Raw genomic sequence first — 26,445 nt, forward strand, 5'->3', positions numbered from 1 at the left:
AGAAACCATGCCTCTCAATGCCAATAGCGCCGGCCTGCTCGCCGGCAAGTTCACCATCCCGCCCGGCGTGCCGGCCGGCGTCAAGCGCGTCGAGTTCGTCGGCGCCGGCGGCAGCCGCGGCGAGGCGGTCTTCGTCGGCCAGGGCGAGCTGCAGACCGAGCTGCGCCGGCAGATCACCCGCATCACCGAAACCCGCTGGCAGGTGGACCCGCTGGCGCAGACCTTCACGCTGAACGCCGACACCCAGCTGGGCGGCATCGAGCTGTGGTTCACCGCCAAGGGCGCCAGCCCGGTGGCGGTGCAGATCCGCGAAACCACCACCGGCGTGCCGTCCCGCTCGGTGCTGGCCGAAGCGCATCTGCAGCCGGCCGACATCGTCCTGTCCGGCCCCACCCGCATCCAGTTCGCCGCGCCGGTGAACCTGCAGGGCAGCGTCGAATACGCGCTGGTGGTGCTGTGCGACGACGCCGACGCCGCGCTGGCCATCGCCGAGCTGGGCAAGTGGGACAACAGCGCCAGCCGCTGGGTGACCAGCCAGCCTTACCAGGTGGGCGTGCTGCTGTCGTCCAGCAACGCCAGCAGCTGGACCGCGCATCAGGACCGCGACATGGCCTTCCGCCTGTTGGCCGCCAGCTACGCGGTGACCGCCAGAACGGTAGACCTAGGCAAGATCGACGTGAAGAACGCCACCGACCTGATGCTGCTGTCGCTGTCCGACAGCCCGTCCGCCGCCGCCCGCGTCGAATACAGCCTGGGCCTGCCCGACGGCAGCGCGGTGCAGGTGGCCGACGGCCAGCCGGTGCGCCTGCCGGCCCCGCTGAGCGGGCAGGTTGGCGTCTCGGCCCGCCTGCTCGGCACCGAGAGCGCGTCCCCGGTGCTGTTCCCCGGCACCCAGCTGGTCAGCGGCCAGATCGCGCAGAGCGCCGACTACGTCAGCCGCGCCATTCCGGCCGGCGTCAACGCCCGGGTGCGGGTGGTGTTCGACGCGCTGATCCCGGCCGGCGCCAGCGTGACGGCTGCCGCCTCCGGCATCGACGACGGCGATGTTTTCCAGGCCGTGGCCTACCAGGGCAGCAAGCCGCTGGGCGATGGCTGGATGGAAATGACGCACGAGCTGGCTTCCATCAGCGAGGCGATGCTCCGGGTCAAGCTGACCCTGTCCGGCAACAGCGCCGCCCGGCCGCGCGTGCGCAATCTGCGCGTGATCGTGCTGTAAGGGAGGGCAGATGGACAATCAGACCCCCCATCTGAACCTGCCGCTGCCGAATCCCGGCAACAGCCTGGCCGAGGACGTGCTGCGCATACGCGACGCCTTCACGGCGCTGGACCAGAAGATGGCCAGCCTGGACGCGCTGTTGTCCAGCGACGACCTCAACCTGGACACCGTGCAGGAACTGGTGGCCGCCTTCAAGCGCGCCCGCAGCGACATCGATGCCGCCGCCGCCCAGTTCGTCGATCGCAAAAACGCGGTCGACGCCCAGCTGTTAACTCTGACTGCGCTGGCCGGCGCGGGCCTGTAAACCCGGAGGAACCATGTCAAAAGATTTGCAGGAGTACCGCGCGCAATACCTGGCGCGGATCAAAAGCCAGCTGCTGGGCGCCGATCTCGGCAACGCCGGCGCCACCGATCTGGTGATGCAGTCGGCGCTGCTCAGGGCGCACAGCCTGGTCAGCAGCCTGGATCTGCAGGACATCGACTACTTGCGCGACATGAACGGCGCCGCGCTGGAAAACTATCTGCAGCAGGCGGGGAACCGCGCGCGCTTCGAGCAGCAGCTGGCCTCCGCCGGCGTGATGCCGTCCATCGTCTCCAGCGCCGCCATCATGGCCGGCGTCGCCGACAGTCCGACGGCGATGAGCGCGGTCGCCGGCAGCGCGCCGGCGATGACGGCCATCGTCGGCAATGCGCCTATCACCAATCTGCTGCTTGGCAATGCCACCGCGATGAAGGCGGTGGCCGCCAGCGCGGTGGCCATGGTCGCCGTGATCGCCTCTCCGGCGGCGATGGCGGTCGTGGCGGTGTCGTCGACGGCGATGGCCGCGATGGCGGCGTCGACGACCGGGATGGCAGCCTTGCTGGCGAACGCGTCGGCGTGGACGAGCGTCGTGTCGTCGCCGGTTGCGATGGCAGCAGTCGCGACATCATCGACGGCGATGTCTGTTTTGCTGGCTAACCTGTCTGCGTGGGCGATCGTCGTGTCGTCGCCGACTGCGATGGCAGCCTTGGCGGCATCGTCAAGCGCGATGGCTGCGGTGGTCGCATCGTCAGCGGCAATGGCCGCGGTAGTGGCGTCATCGGTGGCCATGACGGCAGTGGCGGCATCGTCAATCGCGATGTCGGCGGCGTTGGCCTCGCCAGCGGCGATAGCCGCGGTGGTGGCGTCGCCGGTGGCGATGGCTGCTGTGGCGGGATCGTCAACGGCGATGAATGCAATGGCGGCATCGCAGGCTGTGATGGCGGCGGTGGTGGTGACCCCTGCTGCGTTGGCGGCCGTAGTCGCATCGCTGGCTGCGATGACGGCAGTGGCGACATCATCGGTTGCAATGGCGGTGATGGTTGCATCATCGGCGGCGATGGCGGCGGCGTCGTTGTCGTCGGTTGCAATGACGGCGATAGCATCGACAGCGATGGCTTCGGTGATCGCATCGCCGACAGCGATGGCTGCGGTGTTGGCATCGCCGACGGCGATGGCTGCGGTGGTGGCGTCCCAACCTGCGATGACGGTCGTTGCCGCATCTGCGGCAACGATGTCCGCCTTGCTCAGTTCCGCGGTCGCCCGCGCCGCCATCTGGGCCAGCGCCACGGCTCTGGCCGCGATCCAGAACGCGCCTTCGGCGGTGCTCGATGCGCTGCAGACTCATCCGCAGGTCAGCATGATGAACAACAACCCATCCAACCTCACCGCCGTCTTTGTCAGCGGCAAGAGCATGACGCTGCGCGTGAAAAATGCCAGCGGCAACGACACGAACTACATGCGTACCTTGGCTGGCGGTTCCGGCGCTGGCGACGATGTATTCACTACCACCAACGCTTGGGCCCCTCGGGTGAGGGCCTACAACAACCTGTGCCATTACACCTGGACCAGCAATTTCCCGTTCCAGGCTTACGTGGTGAACATGAACTAAGGAATGGCCGACATGCAAAAAGCGATCATCGATCTCAACGTCAACGCCATCGTTGGCATCGCCAACGCCGGCGCGACGGCGGAAAAAAATCAACTACTGCTGGATCTGCCGGAGGACTTCCAGTCGGCAGACATCGCCGAGTGGGCCTATGACGGCAAGGGTCTAGTCCGCGACCCGTCAGCGTTCCTCAAACAGGCCAAATCGGCCCGCAAGGCCCGCATCAAGCTGGAGGCCGCCCACCTGATCGAGGCCGATGATTGGAAGCTGCAACGCGCCCGCGAGCGCGAGGCCGCCGGCTGGGGCACCCTGGCCGAGGTGGACGCGGCGCTGGCCGAGCGCGAGGCGATCCGCCGCTCGTCCAACGCCGCCGAGCAGGCGGTGGACGCGCTGACCGACGCGGCGAGCGTCCAGGCTTTCGTCTGGGCGGTCGACGTCGCTGTCGCCGCTCCGCGCCGGATGACGCACAAGCAGTTCATGGCGCGCTTCACCGACGCGGAGATCCAGGCGATGCTCAAGGCCTTCGGCGACAATCCGGCGCTGCGGCCCTGGTGGGAGCGCTTCACCCTGGCGCGCGACATCAGCCTGGATGACGCGGTCACCCAGAACGGCGTCCAGGCGCTGGAGGCCGCCGGCCTGATCGGCAAGGGCCGGGCCGCCGAAGTGCTGGCCAGCGGCCCGGCCGCGGTCTGATCGGACCATCCCGCTCATCTGTTCCTTCGCCTTGTCCGGCGCGCCTTTTTTAACGGGGCGCGCCATTTCCCCAGCCCGTCCGCATCCGGATGGCGGACTCAACCCACTCTCCTCCAAGCGCCGCCGCCACCCCCGCTGAAAACGGGCGGGTTTCCACTCCGTTCCTAATCCGGTTTAAAAGCCCCGCCGGCGGCGCTTTGGCACCATAAGGCCATGACACAGCTAACCGACATCTCATCCCTGCACTGGCAGCCGGCGCTGCAGCCGCGCGATGCCAGACCCGGCGCCGGCGTCGCCGACATCGTCGAGAACCTGGACGACATCCACCAGGCCTTGCGGATCATCCTGGGCACGCCCAAGGGCAGCGATCCGTTGCGGCCGGAGTTCGGCAGCGACCTGTTTCGCTATCTGGATTACCCGGTGGACCGCGCCCGCCCGCATGTGGTGCGGGAGGCGGTGGCGGCGATCAGCCATCCGCTGTACGGCGAGCCGCGCATCCAGCTGCTGAAGGTGCTGTTCAGCATCGAGGCCGACGGCGGCGCGCACTTGTGCGCGCAATGGAAGCTGGCCGACGGCGTGATCCGCGAAACCGAACTCAGGCTGTGAATCTAGGACAAGAGCCATGAATCAGACGACGACCGACCTTCCGAAGTTTATCGACGACGATCCGCAGCAAATCACCAACGAGCTGATCACCGCCTACCAGAACATGGCCGGCAAGACGCTGTATCCGGGCCAGGTGGAGCGGCTGCTGATCGACCTGATCGCCTACCGCGAAAGCGTGGCCCGCGCCGCCTTCAATGACGCCGGGCGGCAAAACCTGGTGGCCTTCGCCCGCGCGCCGATGCTGGACTACCTGGGCGAGCTGGTGGGCGTCACCCGCTTGCCGGCGCAGCCGGCGCGCAGCAAGGTGAGCTTCACCTTCGCGGCCGGCGCTCCGCAGACGGTGGTCATCAAGCGGCAGACGCTGGTGGCCGGCCGCGGCGACATCCAGTTCCAGACCATCGATGAGGCGGTGGTGAACATCCTGAAAGACCAGGAGGTGCCGGTGACGCTGGCCGTGGTGGCGGTGGAGCCGGGCATGGACGGCAACGGCCAGGAGCCGGGCGCCATCAACCAGCTGGTGGACGACCTGAGCGTGAGCGTGGCCGTCAGGAACACGGAAGTCAGCGCCGGCGGCGCCGACGCCGAGGACGACGAGCGGCTGCGCCAGCGCATCCGCCTGGCGCCGGAGTCGTTCAGCGTGGCAGGCAGCGCCGCCGCCTATCGCCACCACGCGCTGCGCGCCGACCAAAGCATCGTCGATGTGGCGGTGGTCAGCGCCAACAATCTGGAAGAGGGCGGCAAACCGGAGGATGTGCCGCAGCCGGGCGAAGTCTGGCTGTATCCGCTGGTGAGCGGCGGGCTGCCCAGCGACGACCTGCGGGCCAAGGTAGCCAACACCTGCAGCGCCGATCGCGTGCGGCCGCTGACCGACAGGGTGTCGGTGAAGCCGCCGGTGGAGTTCGCCTACCAGGTGGCGGCCAGCTTGCAGCTCTATGCCGGCTCCGACGCCAAGCAGGTGCTGCAGCGCGCGCAGGATGCGCTGCAAGCCTACCTGCAAACCCAGCAGGCCAAGCTGGGCAACGACATCGTGCCGTCGCAGCTGGTGGCGGCGCTGTCGGTGCCGGGCGTGTACCAGGTGAATCTGCAGCAGCCGGCCGCCGTCCAGAAAGTGCCGTCCTACGGCTGGGCGCACTGCACCAACGGCATCGCGGGCCTGACCGTGGACAGCCTCAACAATGGCTAAGGACGCGACGCCGGGCCTGTTGGCGCGGGACGCCCGCTTCGGCCCGCTGGCCGAGCTGACCCGCCGCCTGGGCGTGCCGCGCGGGGACGAGGCCAATCCGCAGACGCAAGGCCGTTTCGACACCCTGGATCTGCTGGTCAACCTGGTGGATTGCGCGCAGCCCAGGCTGCTGCCGCTGCTGGCCGAGCAGTTCCACGTGTCCGGCGACGAAGGCTGGCTGCTGGCCGCCGGCGAGACGCAGCAGCGCGAGCTGATCAAGCGCGCGATCGAACTGCATCGCTACAAGGGCACGCCGTGGGCGGTGAACGAGGTGTTCCGGGTACTGGGCGTGCAGGTGAAATTGACCGAGTGGTGGCAGGAAAAGCAGGCCGGCCAGCCCCACACCTTCGATCTGATGGCCTGGGTCAACGACAACCTGATGCCGGGCGAACCGGTGCTGAACGCCGAGCTGTATCGCCGCCTGCGGCGCATGGTGGACCAGGTGAAGCCGGCGCGCAGCGCCTACCGCTTCCGGCTGGGCGCCGCGTTCGACCAGCCGCTGCGGCTGGCCGGCGCCTTGCAGGGCCGCGCGCTGCGGCGGGCGCAAGCCGCCTGCGAGCCGCCGCCGGCCAAGCCGTTTTTCGCAACGCTGCGCCTGGCCGGGGCCATCCAGCCGCTGGCCGTGGTGCGCGCCAATATGGAGGTAAACCGATGAGCAGCACCCCGCTGATCCCCATCATTCTGGATAGCGGCCTGGCCGCCATTCAGCTGGCCAGCCGAGACGGCGTCCAGCTGAGGATCACCCACGTCGCCCTCGGCGACGCCAGCTACGCGCCCAGCGCCGGCCAGACCACGCTCAAGCGCGAGCGCGCCCGCTACCCGATCGCCGACGGCAGGAGCGAAGGCCCGCGCCAGCTGCATCTCACCGCGCTGGCCGACGACGACAAGGAGTTCTGGATCCGCGAAGTCGCCTTCATTCTGGAAAGCGGCCAGCCGCTGGCCATCTGGTCCCACCCCACTCAAGCCCTGGCCTATAAGCAGGCCGGCATGCAGCTGCTGCTGGCCTACGACCTGGCGCTGTCCGGCGTGCCGGCAGACTGCGTGACCGTGCAGTCCACCGGGGCGGGCCTGAATCTGAGCCTGGCGGGCGAGCTGGCTGCCTTGGCAAGCGCGCAGATAGACGAAGCAGGACGCGGCGTGGCGCGGGACGACCAGCTGCAAGCGCAGGACCGGCAACAGCAGGTGTTCAACCGCCAGTTGGATCTGCTGCAGCAGCAGCTGTCCCGGATGGAGGCCCAGCAACAGGCCGCGCGCCTGGAGTGGCAGGAATGGATGGCGGCGGTCGCCGCCGCCCAAATCGACGAATCCCGGCGCGGAGTGGTCCGCGACAACTGGCTGCGCAGCCAGGAGCAGGCCCAAGCCATCTTGCAACGCAAGCTGGCGCGGCAGGCAGGTTGAATACCAATACATAAAAATGGCGAGCCGAGTTTGGATGGAGTTTCTCCGGTATCGCCAGGATATCGCACTGTTTTGATGTACCTAACCTCAGGGGATGATTATGAGTTTGGAAGGAAAAATCGCCGAGTTGGTGACGGCGACGAATGGGTTGATTTCTACGTTTAATGGCAAAAAGAATGAGATTGATCAGTCTGTGTTGAAGGCGGTGGCTGCTGTGCCTAATTTGCTGAAAACTTGGTATGTTGATCAAGCTAAAGGCGATGATAAAAATAATGGGAGTGAAAGTTCACCATTTTTCAGTATTGAGGCGGCGCTTAATGCCACACCTTTTGGTGGTGGGGCGGTAGTGTTTTTGAATAGTGATTATGTGGCTGATAGGCGTATTGCTGTCAATGGAAAGTTTCTTTATATCATTGGTGTTGGTGATAGAAAGAAATATACAGTTAAGTATTGTGACTATCTTTACAATGGTGAGAGGATCAGGATCCTATCTGGATTTTCGTTTGATTTTGGCGCATCAGTATCTGTCGGTAACATAGATTTTAAGTTGCCGAGTGTCGTCGGGGATGAGCCTGATAAGATGAATTTTGGCTATACAAGTCTTTTTTCTTCGGTAGCTTGGGGTGGGCAACCTGTTATGCAGGTTAAGTTGTGGAACTCAACTGTTTTTGCTCCAGATGATTTTAAAGGGTGGTTGGTTAATTCTGGTGGCGCTGCTATTGCATTCGTAGGGTCATCGGTGAAGTTCTCTGAGAATTTGAAGGGAAAGTACGTTTATGGAGTTTCTGGCGGCACATTGCCTAGCACATTGAATTGGGTTCTGACTAATATTGATGTTTTTTGAGGGATAAGATATGTTTGGGAAGATAAATGTTGTGTATGATGGTGAAAAATACATTGGTTACGAAGCAGAGGATATGCCGCTGCCTGCTCTGCATGTCGGTTTGTGCCAAAGATTGAACCAGTTTGTTTCTGAACGTCGGCAACTGGCGATAAGAGAAGCATTTGGCTGGATTGATGCCTATGCGGCAGAAACTGCTGCATTGGCATTCGTTTCCAGTAACTATCAGAGTGTGCCACCTATTTTGATTCAAGCATGGGCTGATGAGAAAGGTATGTCAGCTCGTAGTGCCGCGGACGATATTGTAGGACGCGCTAATAAAGTTAGACTGCTGTTGTCTGAGCTGAGTGAAATTTTAAAAACAGGGCGTGCTGAGATCGAGGAATCTTTAAATCACTCTGAAGCGCTATTGGCTCTACAGACTGCATTCAGCAAGGTGACTGCTTGAATTATTCTGGCTCTGCTTGGCGATTAATTAAACTAGAGCTTTGGGTTTGATAATTCGAATCAATTGAGTGTGAAAAGTCTTTTCTAATCACTTAACTAGAGGTCTTGGATATAAATAGTATTGCTGCCACTGGGCTCGTTCCTGTGCTCGGTGGCTTCCTCTCCTGCTTTCCAAACTTGTCTTTATAATCTCCTAGCCTTTACACTCTGTCTTGCTCATCCCTCGAGTTGGATACGCAATCTTCCTCTGATCTTCCCTTTTGTATTCTCTGCCACCGTTTTGGTGCGCACCACTTCGATATTTCTCCTCTCTCGGCTTCCAGGAGCCCATCCATGTTCCCCTCCCATTCCTCCGCGCCCGATGCGCGCGCGTCCTCCCCGTCTTCCCAATCCGATCAACCATCCCGCCCTCAAGCGCCTAGCCAGCCAGAGCCCGCTCGGCTGAGCTGCCGCTTCCGTTCGCTGGCCGTGCTGCGCGTGGCTATGCACGTTCGCTGAATCCTCTCCGGCGGCCGTTCCGCCGCCATTGCTCCCTTCCCATTCGCGGACCGCGCAGGCGCTCCGTCCCACCTCTCATCCCCGTTCAAACACAAGGAGGTCTCCATGCATCTGCAACCCGGCCTTCGCCCGCGCCGTCAAGCGGCGACGGGCGGATATTCCCAGCCAGGAGGCGAGAGCGATGACTGACGCCGTTCCCTCCATCCTGGCGCGCGACCAGCGCTTCGGGCCGCTGTCCCGGCTCACCGAGCGGGTGTCGGGCCTTGATCTGTCGGTGTTCCTGGTCAACCTGATCGACACTGTGCAGCCGGACGTGTTGCCGCTCTTGGCCGAGCAATTCCATATCCACGGCGAGGAAGGCTGGACGCTGGCCGAGTCCGACGATGCCCGCCGCGCGTTGTTGCACAGCGCCAACGAGCTGCACCGCTACAAGGGCACGCCGTGGGCGATACGCGAGGTGATCCGCCGCCTGGGCCTGGGCGAGGTTGGGCTGATCGAGGGCCTGGCCGGCCAGCGCCGCGACGGCCTCATCCGCCGCAACGGCTACTACGTCCATGGCGACCCGAACAGCTGGAACCAATACCGGGTGCTGCTGAACCAGCCCATCACCAACGACCAGGCCGCCCAGCTGCGCCGCATGCTGGCGCTGTACGCGCCGGCGCGCTGCCAGCTGGCCAGCCTGGAGTACCAAGCTGTGGCCAACCGCCACAACGGCGTCATCCGCCGCAACAAGCAATTCAACCGAGGGACTGCCTGATGGCCAATCTGCAAGAAAAATCCGCCTGGGAACCGGGTATTTATCAACTGGAAACCTCCGACCCGGTATTGGCCGGGCCGGATGGGGTGGACAACGTGCAAGCCAAGCAGCTGGCCAACCGCACCGCCTATCTGAAAAAACAGATCGATGATCTGGTTTCCGGCGCGCTGGTGGCGGAGTTCGCCGATAGGCTGAAAACGCCGCGCAACATCGCGATGACTGGCGACGGCAATTGGAACGTGATGTTCGATGGCAGCGGCAACGCCAGCGCGGCGATGACCCTGCGCGATAGCGGCGTGGCGCCGGGCAGCTACGGCATGGTGACCGTGGATGGGAAAGGACGGGTCACCGCAGGCCGGCAAATGACCGGCGACGACGTGCCGGCGCACGACTGGAACAAGATATCCACCGGCAAGCCGACCACGCTGGCGGGGTATGGCATCGGCGATGCCGCCAGCAAGAACGATTTGCAAACTGCGGTTAATGGCCTGGTGGCCGGCGCGCCGGCCAACTTGAACACGCTGCAGGAGCTGGCTGCCGCGGTGAACAACGACCCCAAGTACTCGGCGACGGTGGACGGCAAGCTGGGGGGCAAGGCGGACAAGGCGACGACGCTGGCGGGGTACGGCATTGTCGATGCGGCAAGTAAGTCGGATTTGAATAGCGCAGTCGGTAGCGTAGTGAGTTTGATGCCGCCAAACTTAATTGCCAATAGCCATATGACTCAAATTGATGAAAACGTAATTCCGGCGGGGTTCAGTGTCATTGGGGGAGGGGTGATGATTAAAGCAGTCCATCCCTACTCTAAAGGGTATGAGGGACCATATACGGATACGAAGCCGGCTAACGCAACAGCCAGCGCTCCAGCGAATGCAACACCGGATAGCCCATTCTGGTTTGGCGTGAATTATATGGGTGGACGGAGTGAGAGAGGCGGGCTGTCAGGTGGTTGGGGGGGCATGCTAAATGGTGGCATTATGAAAATTACGGCACCAAACCAGCCGCGTACCCCGGGTTTTAGATCGGTTTTTATGGGGGTGAAACTGCCTCTTTCAACTAATCTCGTTTATTTTTCTGCTTGGTTTTTTGTGGCTAGAGGTAGTATAGGCTTGGGTTCCGATGCCGGTTATATGTGGGATAGTAAAGGGATGCAATTTAATCCAGGGGTGGTGGTCATTGATTCGAAAATGACCGCGGCAGCTCCTGATGGCTGGTATCGATATTCTGGTATGGTTAGTATTTCAAGAGTGACAGCGCTAGGTGGTGCCCAATTTTCTTTGGGGGTTGGCGAGGGGGATGTGGAGGTTTATATGGCTTTGCCATATTTGGCGGTGCCGTTTAATCAGAACTATATGGTCTCGTGCTGAGGAGGGAGTATGCAAGTATTTAGAAACGGCCAGCCTTATGGCTTTGTTCAAGAGAAGTATTTGTTGGATATGCTGGTAGAGCGGCTGGGGTCTGATATAGACGAGTTCAGTTGTTTATGTGCGGTAGATGAGGCGAAAACTGTTTGTGAGGAGTATATATTACAGGCCTATCCTGTGTGGAGACAAATGAATGTTCTGCGTGAAGGTTCTCAAGGCGAAAAGAGTGCCATGTCTGATTTTATTAATGCTTGTCGCGCATGGAGTAATGGTTCCAAGCCAGACCCCTTGCAACTTTCTCGGATTAAGCCTTGATGGTGTTAAAGCGATTTTCTAATTACGGTTAGAAGTTTTATCTTTCCAGATTAGGCACCATGTCGTCCTGACCGGAAGACCGGCCTCTGTCTGAGGCCGGTTTTTTGCCGCGCACCTAGCGCGGCTCAGGCGCTTGGACGGGGAGGCATGCGTTCATTGCCACGGTCATGATTTCGCTTCTGCCGCCTGCGGGTCGGCAGTCCATCACTATTCATGACCGTGAGGAATGACATGGCCAATCTGCAGGAAAAGCTGTTTTGGGAACCCGGCATCTATCAACTGGAAACCTCCGACCCGGTGTTGGCCGGGCCGGACGGCATCGACAATCTGCAAGGCAAGCAGCTTGCCAACCGCACCGTCTATCTGAAGGACCAGGTCGAGCAACTAGCGAGCGGCAAACAGCCGGCCGGCAACGCCGCCAAGCTGAGCGCAGCGCGCAAGATCGAGGCGACCGGCGACGGCAGCTGGAATGTGATGTTCGATGGCAGCCGCGATGTCAGCGGCCAGCTGACGCTGCGCGACAGCGGCGTGACGCCGGGCAGCTACGGCATGGTGACCGTGGACGCTAAAGGTCGCGTCGCCGCGGCGCGCCAGATGATCGGAGACGACGTGCCGGCGCACGACTGGGGCAAGATCGCGAGCGGCAAGCCGACCACGCTGGCGGGGTATGGCATTGTTGATGGCGTCGGCAAAGATGCCGGTGGCCGGGCATGGGCCAGCGCTTTCCGTAGCAACAAAGGGGCGCCGGGTAACGATGACGCTGCCGTTGGTTTTGCGTTTGGAGCTGATGGTGATACAGGTCTGTTTGCCGATGCTGTTGGCAATAATCCAAATACAGGTACCGACAACCTCAGCTTATATATCGATTCAGCCAAGGCTTTTAATGTTTATAAAAATGGCAGCATCTGGACGCCAGCCTATGGCGCATTGGAAGAGAAATTTGCATCCAAGGTTGAGCTGAAGACTGCTGTCGACGGCATCGTCGCGGGCGCTCCAGGCGCATTGAATACCCTACAGGAGATAGCGGCTGCTCTTGGCAACGACAGCAACTACGCAGCGACCATCACTAAGCAGTTGTCCAGCAAGGCTGACAAGTCGACTACCTTGGTGGGCTATGGCATTGCCGATGCTGCTGGCAAGGATCAAGATGGCCGGGTATGGGGTTCTGCTTTTCGGGCCAAGAAAGGAGATTCGATAGGCTCGGATGCCAGTACTACCGGTTATGCTTTTGAGTCCGATGGGGATACCGGCTTGTTTGCGATTGGCGGCGCGGGTTCCAATTTAGGAACCCAGGAGTTGCAGTTGAAGATCGATAACCAGGCGTTGTTGAGTGTGACTAAGAATGGTTTGTGGAGTGGCGTTTACGGTTGGTTGCATGAGAAGTTTGCCGCTAAAGCGACCACGCTGGCGGGATATGGCATCGTAGATGCCGCCAGCGCAAGCGATCTATCCAAAGTGGCAGCCAAGATCAACAGCCGTCGGATGGTCCGTGTCCGAGCCAGCGGTTATTCCGTGAAGAATGGCACGGCTGGCGTGGAGATCGATGGAGTTGCGGTCGGGCCGGCGGCGCGAAACTACAATATGGTGCAGCTGGATGTTACCGGCACTGTCAATCGCGCAGCGACCTTTGATCTTGCTGGGAGCAGCGGCCAGGATAAGGTGGCGGCAGACTGGCTGAACGCGGCACCCGATGGCGCGACGGTTATCGTGTATACCTTCGACGAACCACAAGGGGGAAGGTTGACCGGGGGATTTCCGCAAGCCATGTATCGTTGTGGCGCCAGCAGCCAGGTTTTCGCCAGCGATAAATTCCAATATCGCAGCGCTTATATTCTGATCGGCCGGGCCGGCTGTGGTGAAGGGCAGGGGGTAGAGCGGTATCGCGGAGATGCGCCCGGCAGCACCGATGCGCAGTTGGATGTGGCATTTGAGTTGGTGAGTGGCTTGCCATTGCTAGGCAGCAGCCAGATCAATGGCAGTGTGATTCCCACGGGACAGATTGCCTACTTCGCTTCGGACAAAGCGCCATCCGGTTGGTTGAAGTGCGATGGCTCCTATGTGCCCAAGGCTTCTTATGCCAGTTTGTATGCGGTGATTCAAGACAGGTTTCCCAATCCTGATCCAAAACGACCCAACGCCGATCCCAACAATCTATTTTGTCTGCCTGAACTGCGGGGGGAATTCATCCGTAGTCTGGATGATGGCCGTGGCGTCGATGCCGGACGGCTGGCTGGCGCGTCGCAAGCTCAAAGCATCGAGGCGCATGGCCATGGCATCAACACCATCGAGGTATTCAATACTGCAGCCTTCATTATCAATGACAACTCCGGGGATGGCGTTGTCTCGGCAGATAACTCTGGTCCGGGAATAAGCAATTTGCGCACGGGCCGCTATTTCACTGAGCGAACCGGAGGAGGAGAAACCCGTCCTCGCAACGTTGCTTTGCTTGCTTGTATCAAATACTAAGGACTTCTGCGATGGAAACACAGAAAACCGTTTATAGCTACCATCCGCAAACCGGCGAATATCTCGGTTCGAATCAGGCGACCCTATCCCCCATGGATCCGAAGGAATTCTGGCTGGTGCCGGCTTTTGCCACAGAACAGGAGCCTCCGCAGCCGGGCGAGCGCCAGATTGCCGTGTACGATAACCAAACCTGGATGCTGCATGCAGATTGGCGGGAGGTGCCGTTGTGGAGCAAGGCGGATGCCCGGCAAATATCCGCGATTATCGGAGATACCCCGGATAGTTTGAATGCCACTGAATTGCAGCCGCCGCCCTTTGCCGCTTGGAGAGGCGATGCCTGGGGGGTGGATAGCGCGGCGCAGTCGGCAGCACAAGCTGTCGCTGCCCGGCGGCAAGTCCAGGAGAGGCTGACCGCCGCCTATCAGAATCGCCGTCCTTTGGAGGATGCCGCCGAATTGGGCATGGCCTCGTCGTTCGAACTGAGCAGACTGGAGGACTGGAAGCGTTATTGCGTGCAATTGTCGCGCGTCGAGCTATTGCCTATGTGGCCGAAGCTAGAGGAGGAGGATTGGCCGAGGCAACCAATTTGAACTGGTTTGCTGATGAAAAAGCCCGTCTTGAAGTAAGACGGGCTTTATATCAGATGAAGGTTTCAGCTGTTATTGCCGCTTCTCCCCCTCCCATCCCCCGCCCAGCGCCTTGTAGACGCCGATGGTGGAGTTGAGCTTGTCCAGCTTGGCGTTGACCAGATTCAGCTCGGCCTGGAAGCTGTTGCGCTGCGCGTCCAGCACGTCCAGGTAACTGGCGTAGCCGTTGTCGTAGCGCAGGCCGGCCAGCTTCAGCGTGCGGTTCAGCGCCGTCGCCTGGGTGGTTTGCGCCTGCAGGATGTCGCGGGAGGCGCTGTTGGCGGCCAGCGAATCCAGCGCGTCCTTGAACGCCGACTGCACCGTCTTCTGGTACTGCGCCAGCGCCTGCTTCTGGCCGGCCGTCGCGGCGTCCACGTTATAGCCGGTGGCGCCGAAGTTGAAGATAGGCGCGGCCAGGTTGCCGGCGAAGCTCCAGGTGCGGGTGGGGCCGGTGAACAGGCTGTCCAGCGACAGGCTCTGCGAGCCCAGCGCGCCGGTCAGGTTGATGCTGGGGAAGTAGGCGGCCTTGGCCACGCCGATGCGGGCGTTGGCGGCGATCAGCTGCTGCTCGCTGGAGGCGACGTCGGGCCGGCGCTCCAGCAGGCTGGACGGCAGGTCGGCCGGCACGTCGGGCGGGCTGGCCATGCTGTTGATGTCCTTGCCGCGGACCAGGCTGTTGTCGACCAGCTGTTTGGGGCTGTGGCCCAGCAGCACGCCGAGCGCGGTTTCGGTCTGTTCCAGCGAACGGGCGAACTGCGGCACGGAGGCGCGGGCCGACGCGGCTTCCACCTCGGCCTGGCGCTGGTCCAGTTCGGAGATCAGGCCGCCGTGAAAGCGCTTGGTCTGCAGTTTCAGCGATTCCTCGCGGCTTTGCAGCGTGCGCTTGGCGATGTCCAGCTGGGCGTCCAGCGCCCGCATCTGGAAGTAGGTTTGCGCCACCTGGGCCGCCAGCGACAGCTGGGCGGCGTCGCGGTCATAGCGGCTGGCCTGGTAACTGGCGCGCGCCGCCTCGTTGCCGCGGCGCAGCTTGCCCCACAGGTCCAATTCCCATGAGGCGGTCAGGTTGGCGGCGCGGACGTCGTTGACCAGCGGCGCGCCCGGGGTGGCGAGTTGCTGCGAGGTGCGGCCGCTCTGGTAGCCGGCGTTGGCGTTAAGCTGAGGCAGCAGCGCCGCGCGGGCGATGCCGGCCTGCGCCGCGGCCTGATCGACGCGGGCGGCGGCGGCCTGCAGGTCGAGGTTGCTCTTGACGGCTTCCTCGATCAGCTGGTTCAGCACCGGGTCGTCGAAGCGTTTCCACCAGTCGGCGCCGACTGCCGGCGCCTGGGCGCCGGCCTGGGCCTCCGGCAGCTCGACCTTGGGCCGGCTGTAGTCGGGGCCCACCGCGCAGGCGGATACGGCCAGCGCCAGCAAGGTGGGGATCAGGGCCCGCTTAAGCATCTGCGTTTCCTCCGGCCTCGGCGTTTTGCTGAGGCTTGTTCTGTTTGCTGAGCTTCATGATCAGGATGAAGAACAGCGGAATGAAGAAGGTGGCGATGAAGGTGGCGGCCAGCATGCCGCCGATCACGCCGGTGCCGATCGAGTGGCGGCTGGCGGAGCCGGCGCCGCTGGAAATGGCCAGCGGCACGCAACCCAGCACGAAGGCCAGCGAGGTCATCACGATCGGGCGGAAGCGCAGACGGGCGGCTTGCATCGCTGCGTCCACCGCTTCCATGCCTTCCTCCATCTGCTGCACCGCGAACTCGACGATCAGGATCGCGTTCTTGGCCGACAGGCCGATCAGCGTCACCAGCGCCACCTGGAAGTACACGTCGTTGGCCAGGCCGCGCAGCCAGTTGGCCATCAGCGCGCCGAACACGGCGAAGGGCACCGCCATCAGCACCGAGATCGGCAGGCTCCAGCGTTCGTACTGCGCCGCCAGGATCAGGAACACCATGATCATGCCGAAGCCGAACACCAGAACGGACGATCCGCTGGTCGATTTTTCCTGGAAGGCGGAGCCGGTCCAGGCCAGGCTATAGCCCTCGGGCAGCGTTTCCTTGGCTACTTCCTCCAGCGCGGTCAGCGCCTGGCCGGAGCTGTAGCCCGGCGCCGGGCCGCCCACCAGCTTGGCCGCGGGGAACACGTTGAAGCGTTCCAGCGTTTCCGGGCCGGTGGTTTGCTGGATGTTCACCAGCGCGGTCAGCGGGATCATCTGGCCGGTCTGCGAGCGCACGTAGACGTTGCGCAGATCATCCACCTTGGTGCGGAACGGCGCTTCGGACTGCAGCTGCACGCGGAAGGTGCGGCCGAACTTGTTGAAGTCGTTCACGTACAGCGCGCCGAAGGTGCTCTGCATGGTGTCGAATACGCTGTTGATCGGCACGCCCAGCGCCTTGGCCTTGTCGCGGTCCAGTTGCACGAAGACCTGCGGCACGCTGGCGGAGAAGGTGGTTTGCACGCCCTTCAGCTCCGGCCGTTTGGCGGCGGCGGCCACCATTTTCTTGGTGATGTCGCCCAGCTCGGCCGGGGTGCGGCCGGCGCGGTCCTGCACATAGGCTTCGAAACCGCCGGTGTTGGACATGCCGGAGATCGGCGGCGGGTTGAAGGCCAGCACGATGCCGTCGCTGATGCCCATCGCGCCTTTGCCGAATACATCCTTCACCACCGCCATCGACGACAGCTCGGGCGACTTGCGCTCATCCCAGGGCTTGAGCACGATGAAGGACACGCCGGCGTTGGTCTTGTTGCCGCCGGACAGGATGTCGAAGCCGGCGAAGGTCATCCGGTCCTGCACCGCGGGGTTCTTGGCCATCATGGCGTCCAGCTTGTCCATGGTGGCGGCGGTGCGGGTCAGCGACGCGCCGTCGGGCAGGAAGGCCGCGGCCAGGATGTAGCCTTGGTCCTCGTCCGGCGCCAGGCTGGACGGGATGACGCGGAACAGGCCGGCGGAGGCGGCGATCAGGCCGCCGAACAGCAGCACCGCCAGCAGCGCGCGCTTGTTGATGAAGGCCACGCCGCTGGCGTAGCGCTCGGTCAGGCGGTCGAACCAGTTGTTGAACCAGGTGAAGAAGCGGTTCGGGTGCTGGTGTTCGGCCTTCAGGATCAGCGCGCACAGCGCCGGGGTCAGCGTCAGCGCCACGATGCCGGAAATCACCACCGACACGGCGATGGTCATCGCGAACTGCTTGTACATCTGGCCGGCGATGCCGCCCAGGAAAGCCACTGGGATGAATACCGAGCACAGCACCAGCACGATGGCCACCAGCGCGCCGGACACTTCCTTCATCGCCTTCAGGCTGGCTTCGCGCGGCGACAGCCCTTCCTGCGTCATCAGGCGCTCGACGTTCTCCAGCACCACGATGGCGTCGTCCACCACGATGCCGATGGCCAGCACCAGGCCGAACAGCGTCAGCGTGTTGATGGTGAAGCCGAAGGCGTACATGCCGGCGAAGGCGCCGACGATGGACACCGGCACCGCCAGGCAGGGGATCAGCGTGGCGCGCCAGTTCTGCAGGAACAGGAACACCACCAGGAACACCAGCACCATGGCTTCGCCCAGCGTCTTGTACACCTCCTCGATCGATACTTCGACGAACTTGGTGGTGTCGTACGGGATGCCGTAGGACAGGCCGGTCGGGAAGCTCTTGGACAGGCGCAGCATCTCGGTTTCCACCGCCTGCGCGGTGGCCAGCTGGTTGGCGCCCGGCGCCAGGAAGATGCCGATCGGGATGGTGGCCTTGCCGTTGTGCTTGCCGTGGAAGTCGTAGGACAGCGCGCCCAGCTCGACGCGGGCCACGTCCTTCAGCTTCACCGCGGAGCCGTCGGGATTGGCGCGCACGATGATGTTCTCGAACTCCTCAGGCTCCGACAGGCGGCCCTTGGTGGTCACGGTGTAGGTGAAGTCCAGCTTCTGCGGCGTCGGCTCGGCGCCCAGCTTGCCCGCTGCGAACTGCGAGTTCTGCTCGCGGATGGCGGCGGCCACGTCGCTGGGGGTCAGCTTCAGCTGCGCCAGCTTGTCCGGCTTCAGCCAGATCCGCATCGAGTAGTCCTGGCCGGCGAAGTTCACCACGTCGCCCACGCCCTGCACCCGCTTCAGCTCGTCCACCACGTTCAAGAGCGCGTAGTTGCTGATGAACAGCGTGTCGTGGCTGTTGTCGGGCGAGAACAGCGACACCACCTGCAAGATGGTGGCGGACTTCTTGCGCACGTTGACGCCCTGGCGCCGCACTTCTTCCGGCAGCTGCGACAGCACCGATTGCACGCGGTTGTTGACGTTGATGGTGGCCTGGTCGGCGTTGGTGCCGATCTTGAACGACACGGTCAGCGACAGCGTGCCGTTGCTGGCGCTGTTGGACTGCACGTACAGCATGTCGTCCACGCCGTTGATCGCCTGTTCCAGCGGCGCGGCCACGGTGTTGGCGATCACTTCGGCGGAAGCGCCCGGATAGCTGGCGGTGACGTTCACCACCGGCGGCACGATTTCAGGGTACTGCTGGATAGGCAGCGCCTTGATGGCGGCCAGGCCCGCCAGCATGATCACGATGGAGATCACGCTGGCGAAGATCGGCCGCCGGATGAAGAAAGCGGAAAACATGTATCAGGTTCCCCCTGGTTTACTGCTTGGCCGCGGCGGCCGGCGCGCTGGCGTCGGCCTGGAACGGGTGAGGCTTGACCTCGGCGCCCGGACGCAGCTTGATGATGTTGTCGACGACGACCTGGTCGCCGGCCTTCAGGCCCTGCTCGACCAGCACGTCCATGCCCACTTCCTGCGAGGTGACGATGGGACGCGGCGCGGCCTTGCCTTCGGCGGTGACCACCCAAACCATCTTGCCCTGCTGCGTGGTCAGCACCGCGCGCTGGGGCACGGTGATGGCCGCGGTGCGCACCGCGCCGTTCAGCTGCACGCGGACGAACTGGCCGGGCAGGATGCCGCCTTGCGGATTGGCGAAGGTGGCGCGCGAGCGGATGGTGCCGGTGGTGGTGTCCACCAGGCTGTCGGTGAAGTTCAGATGGCCGGACTTGCCGTACATGCTGCCGTCGGGCAGCTTGAGCTGGACTTCGAAACCGCCGCCGTTGGCCAGCTTCAGCTTGCCGGCGTGCTGCATCTTGCGCAGGTTCAGCATGTCGCCGTCGGACATGCTGAAGTTGACGTAGATCGGGTCCAGCTGCGAGATCTTGGTCAGCAGGCTGGCGTCGGCGCTGGTCGCCACCAGGCTGCCCTCGGAGCGGGCTTCCTGGCTGGTGATGCCGGAGATCGGCGCGGTGACGCGGGTGTAGCCCAGATTGATCTGCGCCTGTTCCACCTGCGCCTGCGCGGCGGCGGTGGAGGCCTTGGCGGCGTTGTAGGCGGCCACGGCGTCGTCGCGGTCCTTCTGGCTGACCGCGTTCTCCTTGAACAGCGGCATGATGCGCTCGTAGTCCTGCTTGGTGCGGGCCAGCTGCGCCTGCTGCACCTGCAGGTTCGCCTTGGCCTGGTCCAGCGCCGCCCTGAACGGCTCGGGGTCGATCTGGAACAGCAGGTCGCCGGCCTTCACCGGCTTGCCTTCGGCGTAGGCGCGCTTCTGCAGGATGCCGCCGACGCGGGCGCGCACTTCCACTTCGCGCGAGCCGGCCGCCTGGCCGACGAATTCGTACGACACCGGCACGTCGGCCGGCTGCGCCTTGATCACGGCTACCGGCACCGGCGGCATCGCGCCGCCGGCTTGGGCGTCGGGTTTCTGGCCGCAGGCCGCCAGGCTGGCGGCCACTACGCCCAGCATCAGCCCGCGCGCGGCGCGCGGGAAAACTGCACTTGCTTGCATGGTTTCGAGTCCTCGAAAGCAGAATCCGGAAAGGTAATGGAGAATTACTTTGTTATTGGGGGAATGGTCTGAGGTGTCATATCCCCGAGTCTGCGCATTTTACATACATACGCGTCTGTATGTAAAATGAAGAAATGTCGAGTCATGTAACAGCTTTGCGATATCGGCTAGGGATAGGCGTTAAAATTCATTAATTAGTACTAGCGTAAAGAATCAGGAATGGCACGGAAAACACGTGAGGAAGCGGAACAGACCCGCCAGCTGCTGCTGGACGCCGCCGAACAGCTGTTCAGCGAGCAGGGCGTGTCGCGCACCACGCTGGCGGAAATCGCCACCGCCGCCGGCTTGACCCGGGGCGCGGTGTACTGGCACTTCCAGAACAAATTGGATCTGTACCGAGCGATGCTGGACCGGGTGTCGCCGTCGTTCGACGACATGCGCGAGCAATTGTTGCTTGTCGCCAACACCGATCCGGCCCAGGCGCTGTGGCAGCACAGCCACCGTCTGCTGGCGCTGATCGAGCATAATCCGCAGGTGAGGCGCATCCTGCTGATCCTGTTCATGCGCAGCGAGCACGTCGGCGAACTGGCGCCGATCCACGAGGAATGCGTCGCCCACATGCACGAGGCGCGCGGGATGCTGAGCCAGGTGGTGCGGGCCGCCAAGGAGCGGGGACAGACCTACGATTGCGTCGATCCGGACGAAGTGGCGGTGGCGCTGCAGTCGCTGCACGACGGCCTGATGAACCGGCTGCTGGTGGAGACGCCGTGTCCGGACGCCACCCTGGCCGCCAGCCGGCTGTTGCAGTATTTGTACCGCGGCATTTTCCTGCCGCCGGTGATGGAACAACTTACCACTTGCGGCTGAGCCGGCGCTATAATTGCGCTTTTTTCTCAAGCCACTAGCGCGCGTTCATCCGGACGGCATCGCCTTGGTGGCCCCATGGTTTTCATGTCCCACGCAATCGAAATCGAGGCCGTCAGCAAGCGCTACGGCCAGTTGCAGGCGCTGGACCGGGTGAGCTTCGCTGTCGAGCCCGGCGAATTCTTCGCCTTGCTCGGCCCCAACGGCGCCGGCAAGACCACGCTGATCTCGGCGCTGGCCGGCCTGGCCCGCCCCGACAGCGGCAGCATCCGGGTGATGGGCCGCGACGTGGTGCGCGACTTCCGCGACGCGCGGCGCGCGCTCGGCGTGGTGCCGCAGGAGCTGGTGTTCGATCCCTTCCTGTCGGTGCGCGAGACGCTGCGCTTTCAATCCGGCTACTTCGGCCTGGCCCGCAACGAGGCCTGGATCGACGAGCTGCTGTTCAAGCTGGGCCTGGCCGACAAGGCCGACAGCAATATGCGCGCCTTGTCCGGCGGCATGAAGCGCCGGGTGATGGTGGCGCAGGCGCTGGTGCACCGCCCGCCCGTGGTGGTGCTGGACGAGCCCACCGCCGGCGTCGACGTCGAGCTGCGCCAGAGCCTGTGGACCTTCGTCCAGGAACTGAACCGCGCCGGCACCACCATCGTGCTGACCACCCACTATCTGGAAGAAGCCGAGGCCTTGTGCGGCCGCATCGCCATGCTGAAGAAGGGCAGGCTGCTGGCGTTGGAGAACAAGGACAAGCTGCTGGCCCACAGCGCGAGCCGCGAAGTGGCGGTCAAGCTGTCCGGCCCGCTGCCCGCGAGCCTCGCGCCGCGCAAGCTGCGCGACGACGACGGCCGCGCGGTGCTGCAGCTGGCCGAGCTGTCCGAGCTGGAGGGCGTGCTCGCCGAGCTGCGCCTGGCCGGCGTGGAAGTGCGCGAACTGAACGTGGTGGAGGCGGATCTGGAAAGCGTGTTCGTCAAGATGATGAATGGAGGCGCGGCATGACCGGCTTCTTCACCCTGTTCAAGAAGGAACTGGTGCGCTTCTGGAAAGTGGCGTTCCAGACCGTGGCGGCGCCGGTGCTGACCGCGCTGATGTACCAGCTGATCTTCGCCCACGTGCTGTCCAAGCATGTCGAGGCCTATCCCGGCGTCGACTACACCGCCTTCCTGATCCCGGGCCTGGCGATGATGTCGATGGCGCAGAACGCCTTCGCCAACAGCTCGTCCAGCCTGATCCAGTCCAAGATCACCGGCAACATCGTGTTCCTGCTGCTGCCGCCGCTGACCGCGGCCGAGTTCTTCTTCGCCTATCTGCTGGCCTCGATCGTGCGCGGCCTGGCGGTGGGCGCCGGCGTGCTCGCCGTCACCGCCTGGTTCGGCCTGCCGTTGCCGGCCCAGCCGCTGTGGGCGCTGGTCTTCGCGGTGCTCGGCTGCGGCGTGCTGGGCGCGCTGGGCGTGATCGCCGGCATCTGGGCGGAAAAATTCGACCAGTTGGCCGCCTTCCAGAACTTTTTGATCATGCCGCTGACTTTCCTGTCAGGCGTGTTCTATTCCATCCACAGCCTGCCGCCGTTCTGGTACGCCGTGTCGCACGCCAACCCGGTGTTCTACATGATCGACGGCTTCCGCTACGGTTTCTTCGGCCAGGCCGACGTCAACCCCTGGCTGTCGGCCGGCGTGGCGGCCGGCAGCTTCGCGCTGCTGTGCGCGCTGGCGCTGGGCATGATCCGCTCCGGCTACAAGCTGCGCCACTGAACCCTATTCGCCATTCGGACAATCAAGATGACCCCTGAGCAAGTCAAACAATATATCGAGGCCGGCCTCGACTGTGCTTTCCTGAAAGTGGAAGGCGACGGCCACCACTTTTACGCCACCGTGGTGTCGGCCGCCTTCGAGGGCAAGCGCCTGATCGACCGCCACCGCATGGTGAAGGAAGTGATCGCCAGCCGCCTGGCCAGCAACGAAATCCACGCGCTCTCCATCGTCAAGGCGGCCACGCCGGACGAGTGGGCCAAACAGCAAGCCTGAAAGCAATACCATGGATAAACTGAAAATCATCGGCAACGGCCCGCTGAATGGCGAGATCCGAGTCTCCGGCGCCAAGAACGCCGCGCTGCCCATCCTCTGCGCCGGCCTGTTGACCGGCGACACCATGCGTTTCACCAACGTGCCGATGCTGCGCGACATCGCCACCACCCAGAAGCTGCTGCAGGGCATGGGCGTGCGGGTGATGACCGACAATGTGCACGAGGTGGAGATCACCGCTTCGCAGCTGGACAGCCTGGTGGCGCCGTACGAGCTGGTGAAGACCATGCGCGCGTCCATCCTGGTGCTGGGCCCGACGCTGGCGCGCTTCGGCGAAGCCACGGTGTCGCTGCCCGGCGGCTGCGCGATAGGGAGCCGCCCGGTGGACCAGCACATCAAGGGCCTGGTGGCGATGGGCGCGGAAGTGTCGATCGAACACGGCTACGTCAAGGCGCGCGCCAAGCGCCTGCGCGGCGCCCGCATCGTGATGGACATGGTGACTGTCGGCGGAACCGAAAACCTGCTGATGGCCGCCACCCTGGCCGAAGGCACCACCATCCTGGAAAACGCCGCCCGCGAGCCGGAAGTGACCGACCTGGCCCACTGCCTGGTGGCGATGGGCGCCAGGATTTCCGGCATCGGCAGCGACCGCCTGGTGGTCGAGGGCGTGGACAAGCTGCATGGCGCCGAGTACGCGGTGATGCCGGACCGCATCGAGGCCGGCACTTTCCTGGTGGCCGGCGCGATGACCCGCGGCCACGTGGTGTTGCGCAACGCCGCGCCTCAGAGCATGGAGGCGGTGCTGGACAAGCTGCGCGAAACCGGCGCGCTGATCGAATGCGGCGACGACTGGATCTCGCTGGACATGAAGCAGCGCCCCAAGGCCGTCAACTTCCGCACCCTGCCGTACCCAGCCTTCCCGACCGACATGCAGGCGCAGCTGATGACGCTGAACTGCGTGGCCGAGGGCGCCGGCGTGGTGACCGAGACCATCTTCGAAAACCGCTTCATGCACGTGCCGGAACTGAACCGCATGGGCGCCAACATCGAAGTGGAAGGCAACACCGCCATCGTCAAGGGCGTGGAGAAGCTGTCCGGCGCCACCGTGATGGCCACCGACCTGCGCGCGTCCGCCAGCCTGGTGATCGCCGGCCTGGTGGCCGAGGGCGAGACCATCGTCGACCGCATCTACCACCTGGACCGCGGCTACGAGTACATCGAGAAAAAGCTGGGCGCCGTCGGCGCGCTGATCGAGCGCGTCAGCTGAGCGCAGAGCCGTCGATGACGGAAAACGCCGCGGACCTTCGGGCCGCGGCGTTTTTTGTCCGGCGCCGGCGTTTGCCGCCGCTCACTGGCCGGGGCGGACGGCGGCGTAGGCCGGCGAAGCGCGCACCTCGGCCACGGCGTCCCATATGCGCCGGGCGAGCGCCGGCTGGCGTTGGTAGAAATCGTGCGAGAAGATCAGGTAATAGGGTTTGACCGCCAGCGGCGGCTCCAGCTTGTCCAGCTTGTTTTGCAGCGATGGGTCGGCGGCGATGGCGTCGTCCGCCGCCCGGCTTTGCAGCGCCGCGCCGTCCACCCTGCCCAGCAGCACCTTGCGCAGGATGACCGCCGCGCTGCGCGAACTGCTGTCCACCCGCAGGCCCCATTGCTGCAGCTGGCCGACGATGGAAAAACCGGCCTGGGCGGCGATGCCCCTGTCCGCGTGGGCGATATGGCGGCCGTCCCAGCCCAGATGGCCGTTTCTGGCGCGGTAGAGATGGTAGCTGTCGGTCAGCATGCGCAGCGCGGCGTCGGGTTGGCCGTGCTTCAGCGGAAACTCGCCCAGCGCCATCCGCTCCGGCGCGTAGCTGACCTTGTACAGGCCGTCCAGGCGGCCGGCCTTGACCTCGGCCATGCAGCGCACCCAGGGCAGCGCTTCGGTCTGGATCGCGATGCCAAGCCGGTCTGCCACCATGCCCATCATGATCTGGCTGAGGCCGCGGCCGTTTTCCAGCAGCCAGGGATAGGATGGCGCGTCCTCATGGCACAGGCGGACGGCGGGAGGCTGGGCGGCGGCCTGGCATAGCCACAGGCCGGCGCATAGTCCGGACAATACGCGGATCATCGGTGTCGGCGCTTGGCGATGGAGTTGTCATGAGTATAGAAGGGATGAAAAAAGGCGGCCCGGGGCCGCCTTCGTCGATCGCCGGCATCCGCCGCGCGGGTCAGGCTTTCTTGACGAACTCCGACTTCAGGCCCATCGCGCCGATGCCGTCTATCTTGCAGTCGATGTCATGGTCGCCGTCCACCAGACGGATGTTCTTCACCTTGGTGCCGACCTTGACCACCAGCGACGATCCCTTGACCTTCAGGTCCTTGATCACGGTGACGCTGTCGCCGTCCTGCAATACGTTGCCGACAGCGTCGCGCACCACGCGTTGTTCCTCAGCCGCGGCGGCGGGCTGGTCGCTCCATTCATGCGCGCACTCCGGGCACACGAACAGCGCGCCGTCCTGGTAGGTGTATTCCGATCCGCATTGCGGACAGGCGGGCAATTGGCTCATGGCGGCTCCTGTGTTTTGAAAAAGAAAAACGCCGCCGTCCGGGGGACGGCAGCGGCATGGGGACGAGGCAGGCGCTTATTGCGCGGCAGACGCGGCGGCGGGCGCGGAGGCTTCCGCCGGCGCGGCTTTGCGTTCTGCCGCCGGGGCGGAACTGTCGCCGCCGTTCACCAGGTCGTCCAGATTGAAGTTGTCCACCGGCTGGGTCGGGTCCGGCTGGCCCAGCTGTTTGGCGCGGTATTGCATATAGAGGTCGCGGGTATAGCTGTAACGGTCCACCGCGGCGGTGTCCAATAAATTGTCGGCGCCCAGCAGCTTGGCGCGGGTGTTGACGCCGTAGACGCTGTAGAAGGCAATGGCTTCGTTGGTGTTGTGGTAGACCAGCTTTTCCGGGCCGGGGCCGGCCAGCGAGGTGGCGAGGCCGGTGCTGTCGCGCACCGTCGACGGGCCGAAGAAGGGCAGTACGAAGTAATTGCTGTTCTTCCAGCCCCAGGAGACCATCACATCGCCCAACGAGGTCTTGTTGTTCTTCAAGCCGGCTTGGTCGGCGATGTCGATCAGGCCGAACAGGCCGAAGCCGGTGTTCATCGCCACGCGCATGAAGTCGTTGGCGGCTTTTTCCGGCTCGGCGCGCAGGATGTTGAAGGCGAAGCTGTAGACATCCTTCAGGTTGTCGAAGAAGTTGCCTACTCCGGTGCGGATCGGCGATGGCACCACGGCCTGGTAACCCTGGGCCACCGGCTTGATCACCCATTGATCGGCTTTGTCGTTAACCGTGAACATCGCGCGGTTGTACGGCTCGTACGGGTCGTAAGCGGTGGTGGGGTGGCTGGCGCAGCCTGCCAGCAGCAGTAGCGCGGCGGGGGCCAGGAATCGGGCGGGGCGCATGG

The 26,445-nt window shown here is 63.6% G+C and carries 26 protein-coding genes; 20 read left to right on the forward strand and 6 right to left on the reverse strand.

The genetic code is table 11. From position 1 onward, the window contains the following. Positions 1-7: 7 nt before the first annotated feature. From VL52_RS15895 to VL52_RS15955, 15 genes are all read left to right on the forward strand, one after another. Complete coding sequence (locus VL52_RS15895) at positions 8-1,216, forward strand: hypothetical protein (protein WP_046157943.1); 1,209 nt, start codon at positions 8-10, stop codon at positions 1,214-1,216. A gap of 10 nt (positions 1,217-1,226) precedes the next feature. Beyond that, the gene (locus VL52_RS15900; RefSeq protein ID WP_021476606.1) at positions 1,227-1,520 is read left to right on the forward strand and encodes a hypothetical protein; all 294 of its coding nucleotides are present in this window, start codon (positions 1,227-1,229) and stop codon (positions 1,518-1,520) included. Between the two features lie 13 nt (positions 1,521-1,533). Continuing rightward, positions 1,534-3,126, forward strand: a complete 1,593-nt coding sequence (locus tag VL52_RS24690; RefSeq protein ID WP_144408888.1) for a hypothetical protein — start codon at positions 1,534-1,536, stop codon at positions 3,124-3,126. A gap of 12 nt (positions 3,127-3,138) precedes the next feature. Then, positions 3,139-3,816, forward strand: coding sequence for a hypothetical protein (locus tag VL52_RS15915; RefSeq protein ID WP_046157979.1), 678 nt, complete (start codon positions 3,139-3,141; stop codon positions 3,814-3,816). A 213-nt stretch (positions 3,817-4,029) separates the two neighbouring features. Next, positions 4,030-4,422, forward strand: a complete 393-nt coding sequence (locus VL52_RS15920; protein WP_021476611.1) for a GPW/gp25 family protein — start codon at positions 4,030-4,032, stop codon at positions 4,420-4,422. A gap of 16 nt (positions 4,423-4,438) precedes the next feature. Beyond that, the gene (locus VL52_RS15925) at positions 4,439-5,605 is read left to right on the forward strand and encodes a baseplate assembly protein (protein WP_046157945.1); all 1,167 of its coding nucleotides are present in this window, start codon (positions 4,439-4,441) and stop codon (positions 5,603-5,605) included. Beyond that, complete coding sequence (locus VL52_RS23455; RefSeq protein ID WP_052729346.1) at positions 5,598-6,299, forward strand: phage tail protein I; 702 nt, start codon at positions 5,598-5,600, stop codon at positions 6,297-6,299. Before VL52_RS15925 ends, VL52_RS23455 begins: the two co-directional genes overlap by 8 nt. Continuing rightward, a complete protein-coding gene (locus tag VL52_RS15935) occupies positions 6,296-7,042 on the forward strand; it encodes a phage tail-collar fiber domain-containing protein (protein WP_144410293.1) in 747 nt (248 codons plus the stop codon). Before VL52_RS23455 ends, VL52_RS15935 begins: the two co-directional genes overlap by 4 nt. A 100-nt stretch (positions 7,043-7,142) precedes the next feature. Then, positions 7,143-7,886 (forward strand): hypothetical protein, encoded by a 744-nt coding sequence (locus VL52_RS24695; protein WP_144410294.1) that lies wholly within the window; start codon positions 7,143-7,145, stop codon positions 7,884-7,886. A gap of 10 nt (positions 7,887-7,896) precedes the next feature. Then, a complete protein-coding gene (locus tag VL52_RS24700) occupies positions 7,897-8,331 on the forward strand; it encodes a hypothetical protein (protein WP_144410295.1) in 435 nt (144 codons plus the stop codon). A gap of 678 nt (positions 8,332-9,009) precedes the next feature. Next, complete coding sequence (locus tag VL52_RS15940; RefSeq protein ID WP_046157946.1) at positions 9,010-9,585, forward strand: phage tail protein; 576 nt, start codon at positions 9,010-9,012, stop codon at positions 9,583-9,585. After that, positions 9,585-10,952 (forward strand): hypothetical protein, encoded by a 1,368-nt coding sequence (locus VL52_RS15945; protein ID WP_046157947.1) that lies wholly within the window; start codon positions 9,585-9,587, stop codon positions 10,950-10,952. The genes VL52_RS15940 and VL52_RS15945 overlap by 1 nt, the downstream gene beginning before the upstream one ends. A 9-nt stretch (positions 10,953-10,961) precedes the next feature. After that, on the forward strand, positions 10,962-11,264 hold the full coding sequence (locus VL52_RS24705; protein WP_144410296.1) for a hypothetical protein: 303 nt from the start codon (positions 10,962-10,964) through the stop codon (positions 11,262-11,264). 231 nt (positions 11,265-11,495) lie between these two features. Then, the gene (locus VL52_RS23460; RefSeq protein WP_052729347.1) at positions 11,496-13,730 is read left to right on the forward strand and encodes a tail fiber protein; all 2,235 of its coding nucleotides are present in this window, start codon (positions 11,496-11,498) and stop codon (positions 13,728-13,730) included. 11 nt (positions 13,731-13,741) lie between these two features. Then, entirely contained in the window at positions 13,742-14,320 is a 579-nt protein-coding gene (locus VL52_RS15955; RefSeq protein ID WP_046157948.1) for a tail fiber assembly protein, read from the forward strand. 69 nt (positions 14,321-14,389) lie between these two features. On the opposite strand, the gene VL52_RS15960 is transcribed toward VL52_RS15955, so the two are convergent. The 3 genes from VL52_RS15960 to VL52_RS15970 are packed head-to-tail and all read right to left on the reverse strand — an operon-like array spanning position 14,390 to position 20,136. Next, on the reverse strand, positions 14,390-15,793 hold the full coding sequence (locus VL52_RS15960) for an efflux transporter outer membrane subunit (RefSeq protein WP_046157949.1): 1,404 nt from the start codon (positions 15,791-15,793) through the stop codon (positions 14,390-14,392). Continuing rightward, complete coding sequence (locus tag VL52_RS15965) at positions 15,786-18,929, reverse strand: efflux RND transporter permease subunit (protein WP_046157950.1); 3,144 nt, start codon at positions 18,927-18,929, stop codon at positions 15,786-15,788. The genes VL52_RS15960 and VL52_RS15965 overlap by 8 nt, the downstream gene beginning before the upstream one ends. A gap of 19 nt (positions 18,930-18,948) precedes the next feature. Beyond that, positions 18,949-20,136, reverse strand: coding sequence for an efflux RND transporter periplasmic adaptor subunit (locus VL52_RS15970; protein WP_046157951.1), 1,188 nt, complete (start codon positions 20,134-20,136; stop codon positions 18,949-18,951). A gap of 219 nt (positions 20,137-20,355) precedes the next feature. On the opposite strand from VL52_RS15970, the gene VL52_RS15975 reads away from it, so the two are divergent. From VL52_RS15975 to murA, 5 genes are all read left to right on the forward strand, one after another. Continuing rightward, entirely contained in the window at positions 20,356-21,003 is a 648-nt protein-coding gene (locus VL52_RS15975) for a TetR family transcriptional regulator (RefSeq protein WP_046157952.1), read from the forward strand. 84 nt (positions 21,004-21,087) lie between these two features. Next, positions 21,088-21,990 (forward strand): ABC transporter ATP-binding protein, encoded by a 903-nt coding sequence (locus tag VL52_RS15980; protein ID WP_046157983.1) that lies wholly within the window; start codon positions 21,088-21,090, stop codon positions 21,988-21,990. After that, on the forward strand, positions 21,987-22,742 hold the full coding sequence (locus VL52_RS15985; RefSeq protein WP_046157953.1) for an ABC transporter permease: 756 nt from the start codon (positions 21,987-21,989) through the stop codon (positions 22,740-22,742). Before VL52_RS15980 ends, VL52_RS15985 begins: the two co-directional genes overlap by 4 nt. A 27-nt stretch (positions 22,743-22,769) precedes the next feature. After that, positions 22,770-23,015 carry a BolA family protein gene (locus tag VL52_RS15990; RefSeq protein WP_046157954.1) on the forward strand — a complete coding sequence of 82 codons (246 nt, stop codon included), beginning with the start codon at positions 22,770-22,772 and terminating at the stop codon, positions 23,013-23,015. A gap of 10 nt (positions 23,016-23,025) precedes the next feature. Next, positions 23,026-24,279: a UDP-N-acetylglucosamine 1-carboxyvinyltransferase gene (murA, locus tag VL52_RS15995; RefSeq protein WP_046157955.1), complete on the forward strand. Its 1,254-nt coding sequence runs from the start codon at positions 23,026-23,028 to the stop codon at positions 24,277-24,279. Between the two features lie 81 nt (positions 24,280-24,360). Here the strand turns inward: murA and VL52_RS16000 are convergent, their stop codons facing one another. The 3 genes from VL52_RS16000 to VL52_RS16010 all read right to left on the reverse strand — a co-directional run bounded on the left by VL52_RS16000 (position 24,361) and on the right by VL52_RS16010 (position 26,443). After that, positions 24,361-25,119 carry a transporter substrate-binding domain-containing protein gene (locus VL52_RS16000; protein WP_052729348.1) on the reverse strand — a complete coding sequence of 253 codons (759 nt, stop codon included), beginning with the start codon at positions 25,117-25,119 and terminating at the stop codon, positions 24,361-24,363. A gap of 100 nt (positions 25,120-25,219) precedes the next feature. Further along, on the reverse strand, positions 25,220-25,558 hold the full coding sequence (locus VL52_RS16005) for a zinc ribbon domain-containing protein YjdM (RefSeq protein WP_021475023.1): 339 nt from the start codon (positions 25,556-25,558) through the stop codon (positions 25,220-25,222). 75 nt (positions 25,559-25,633) lie between these two features. Further along, on the reverse strand, positions 25,634-26,443 hold the full coding sequence (locus VL52_RS16010) for an MlaA family lipoprotein (protein WP_046157956.1): 810 nt from the start codon (positions 26,441-26,443) through the stop codon (positions 25,634-25,636). Positions 26,444-26,445: the final 2 nt, after the last annotated feature.

The organism is Chromobacterium vaccinii, assembly GCF_000971335.1.
Lineage (GTDB): Bacteria > Pseudomonadota > Gammaproteobacteria > Burkholderiales > Chromobacteriaceae > Chromobacterium > Chromobacterium vaccinii.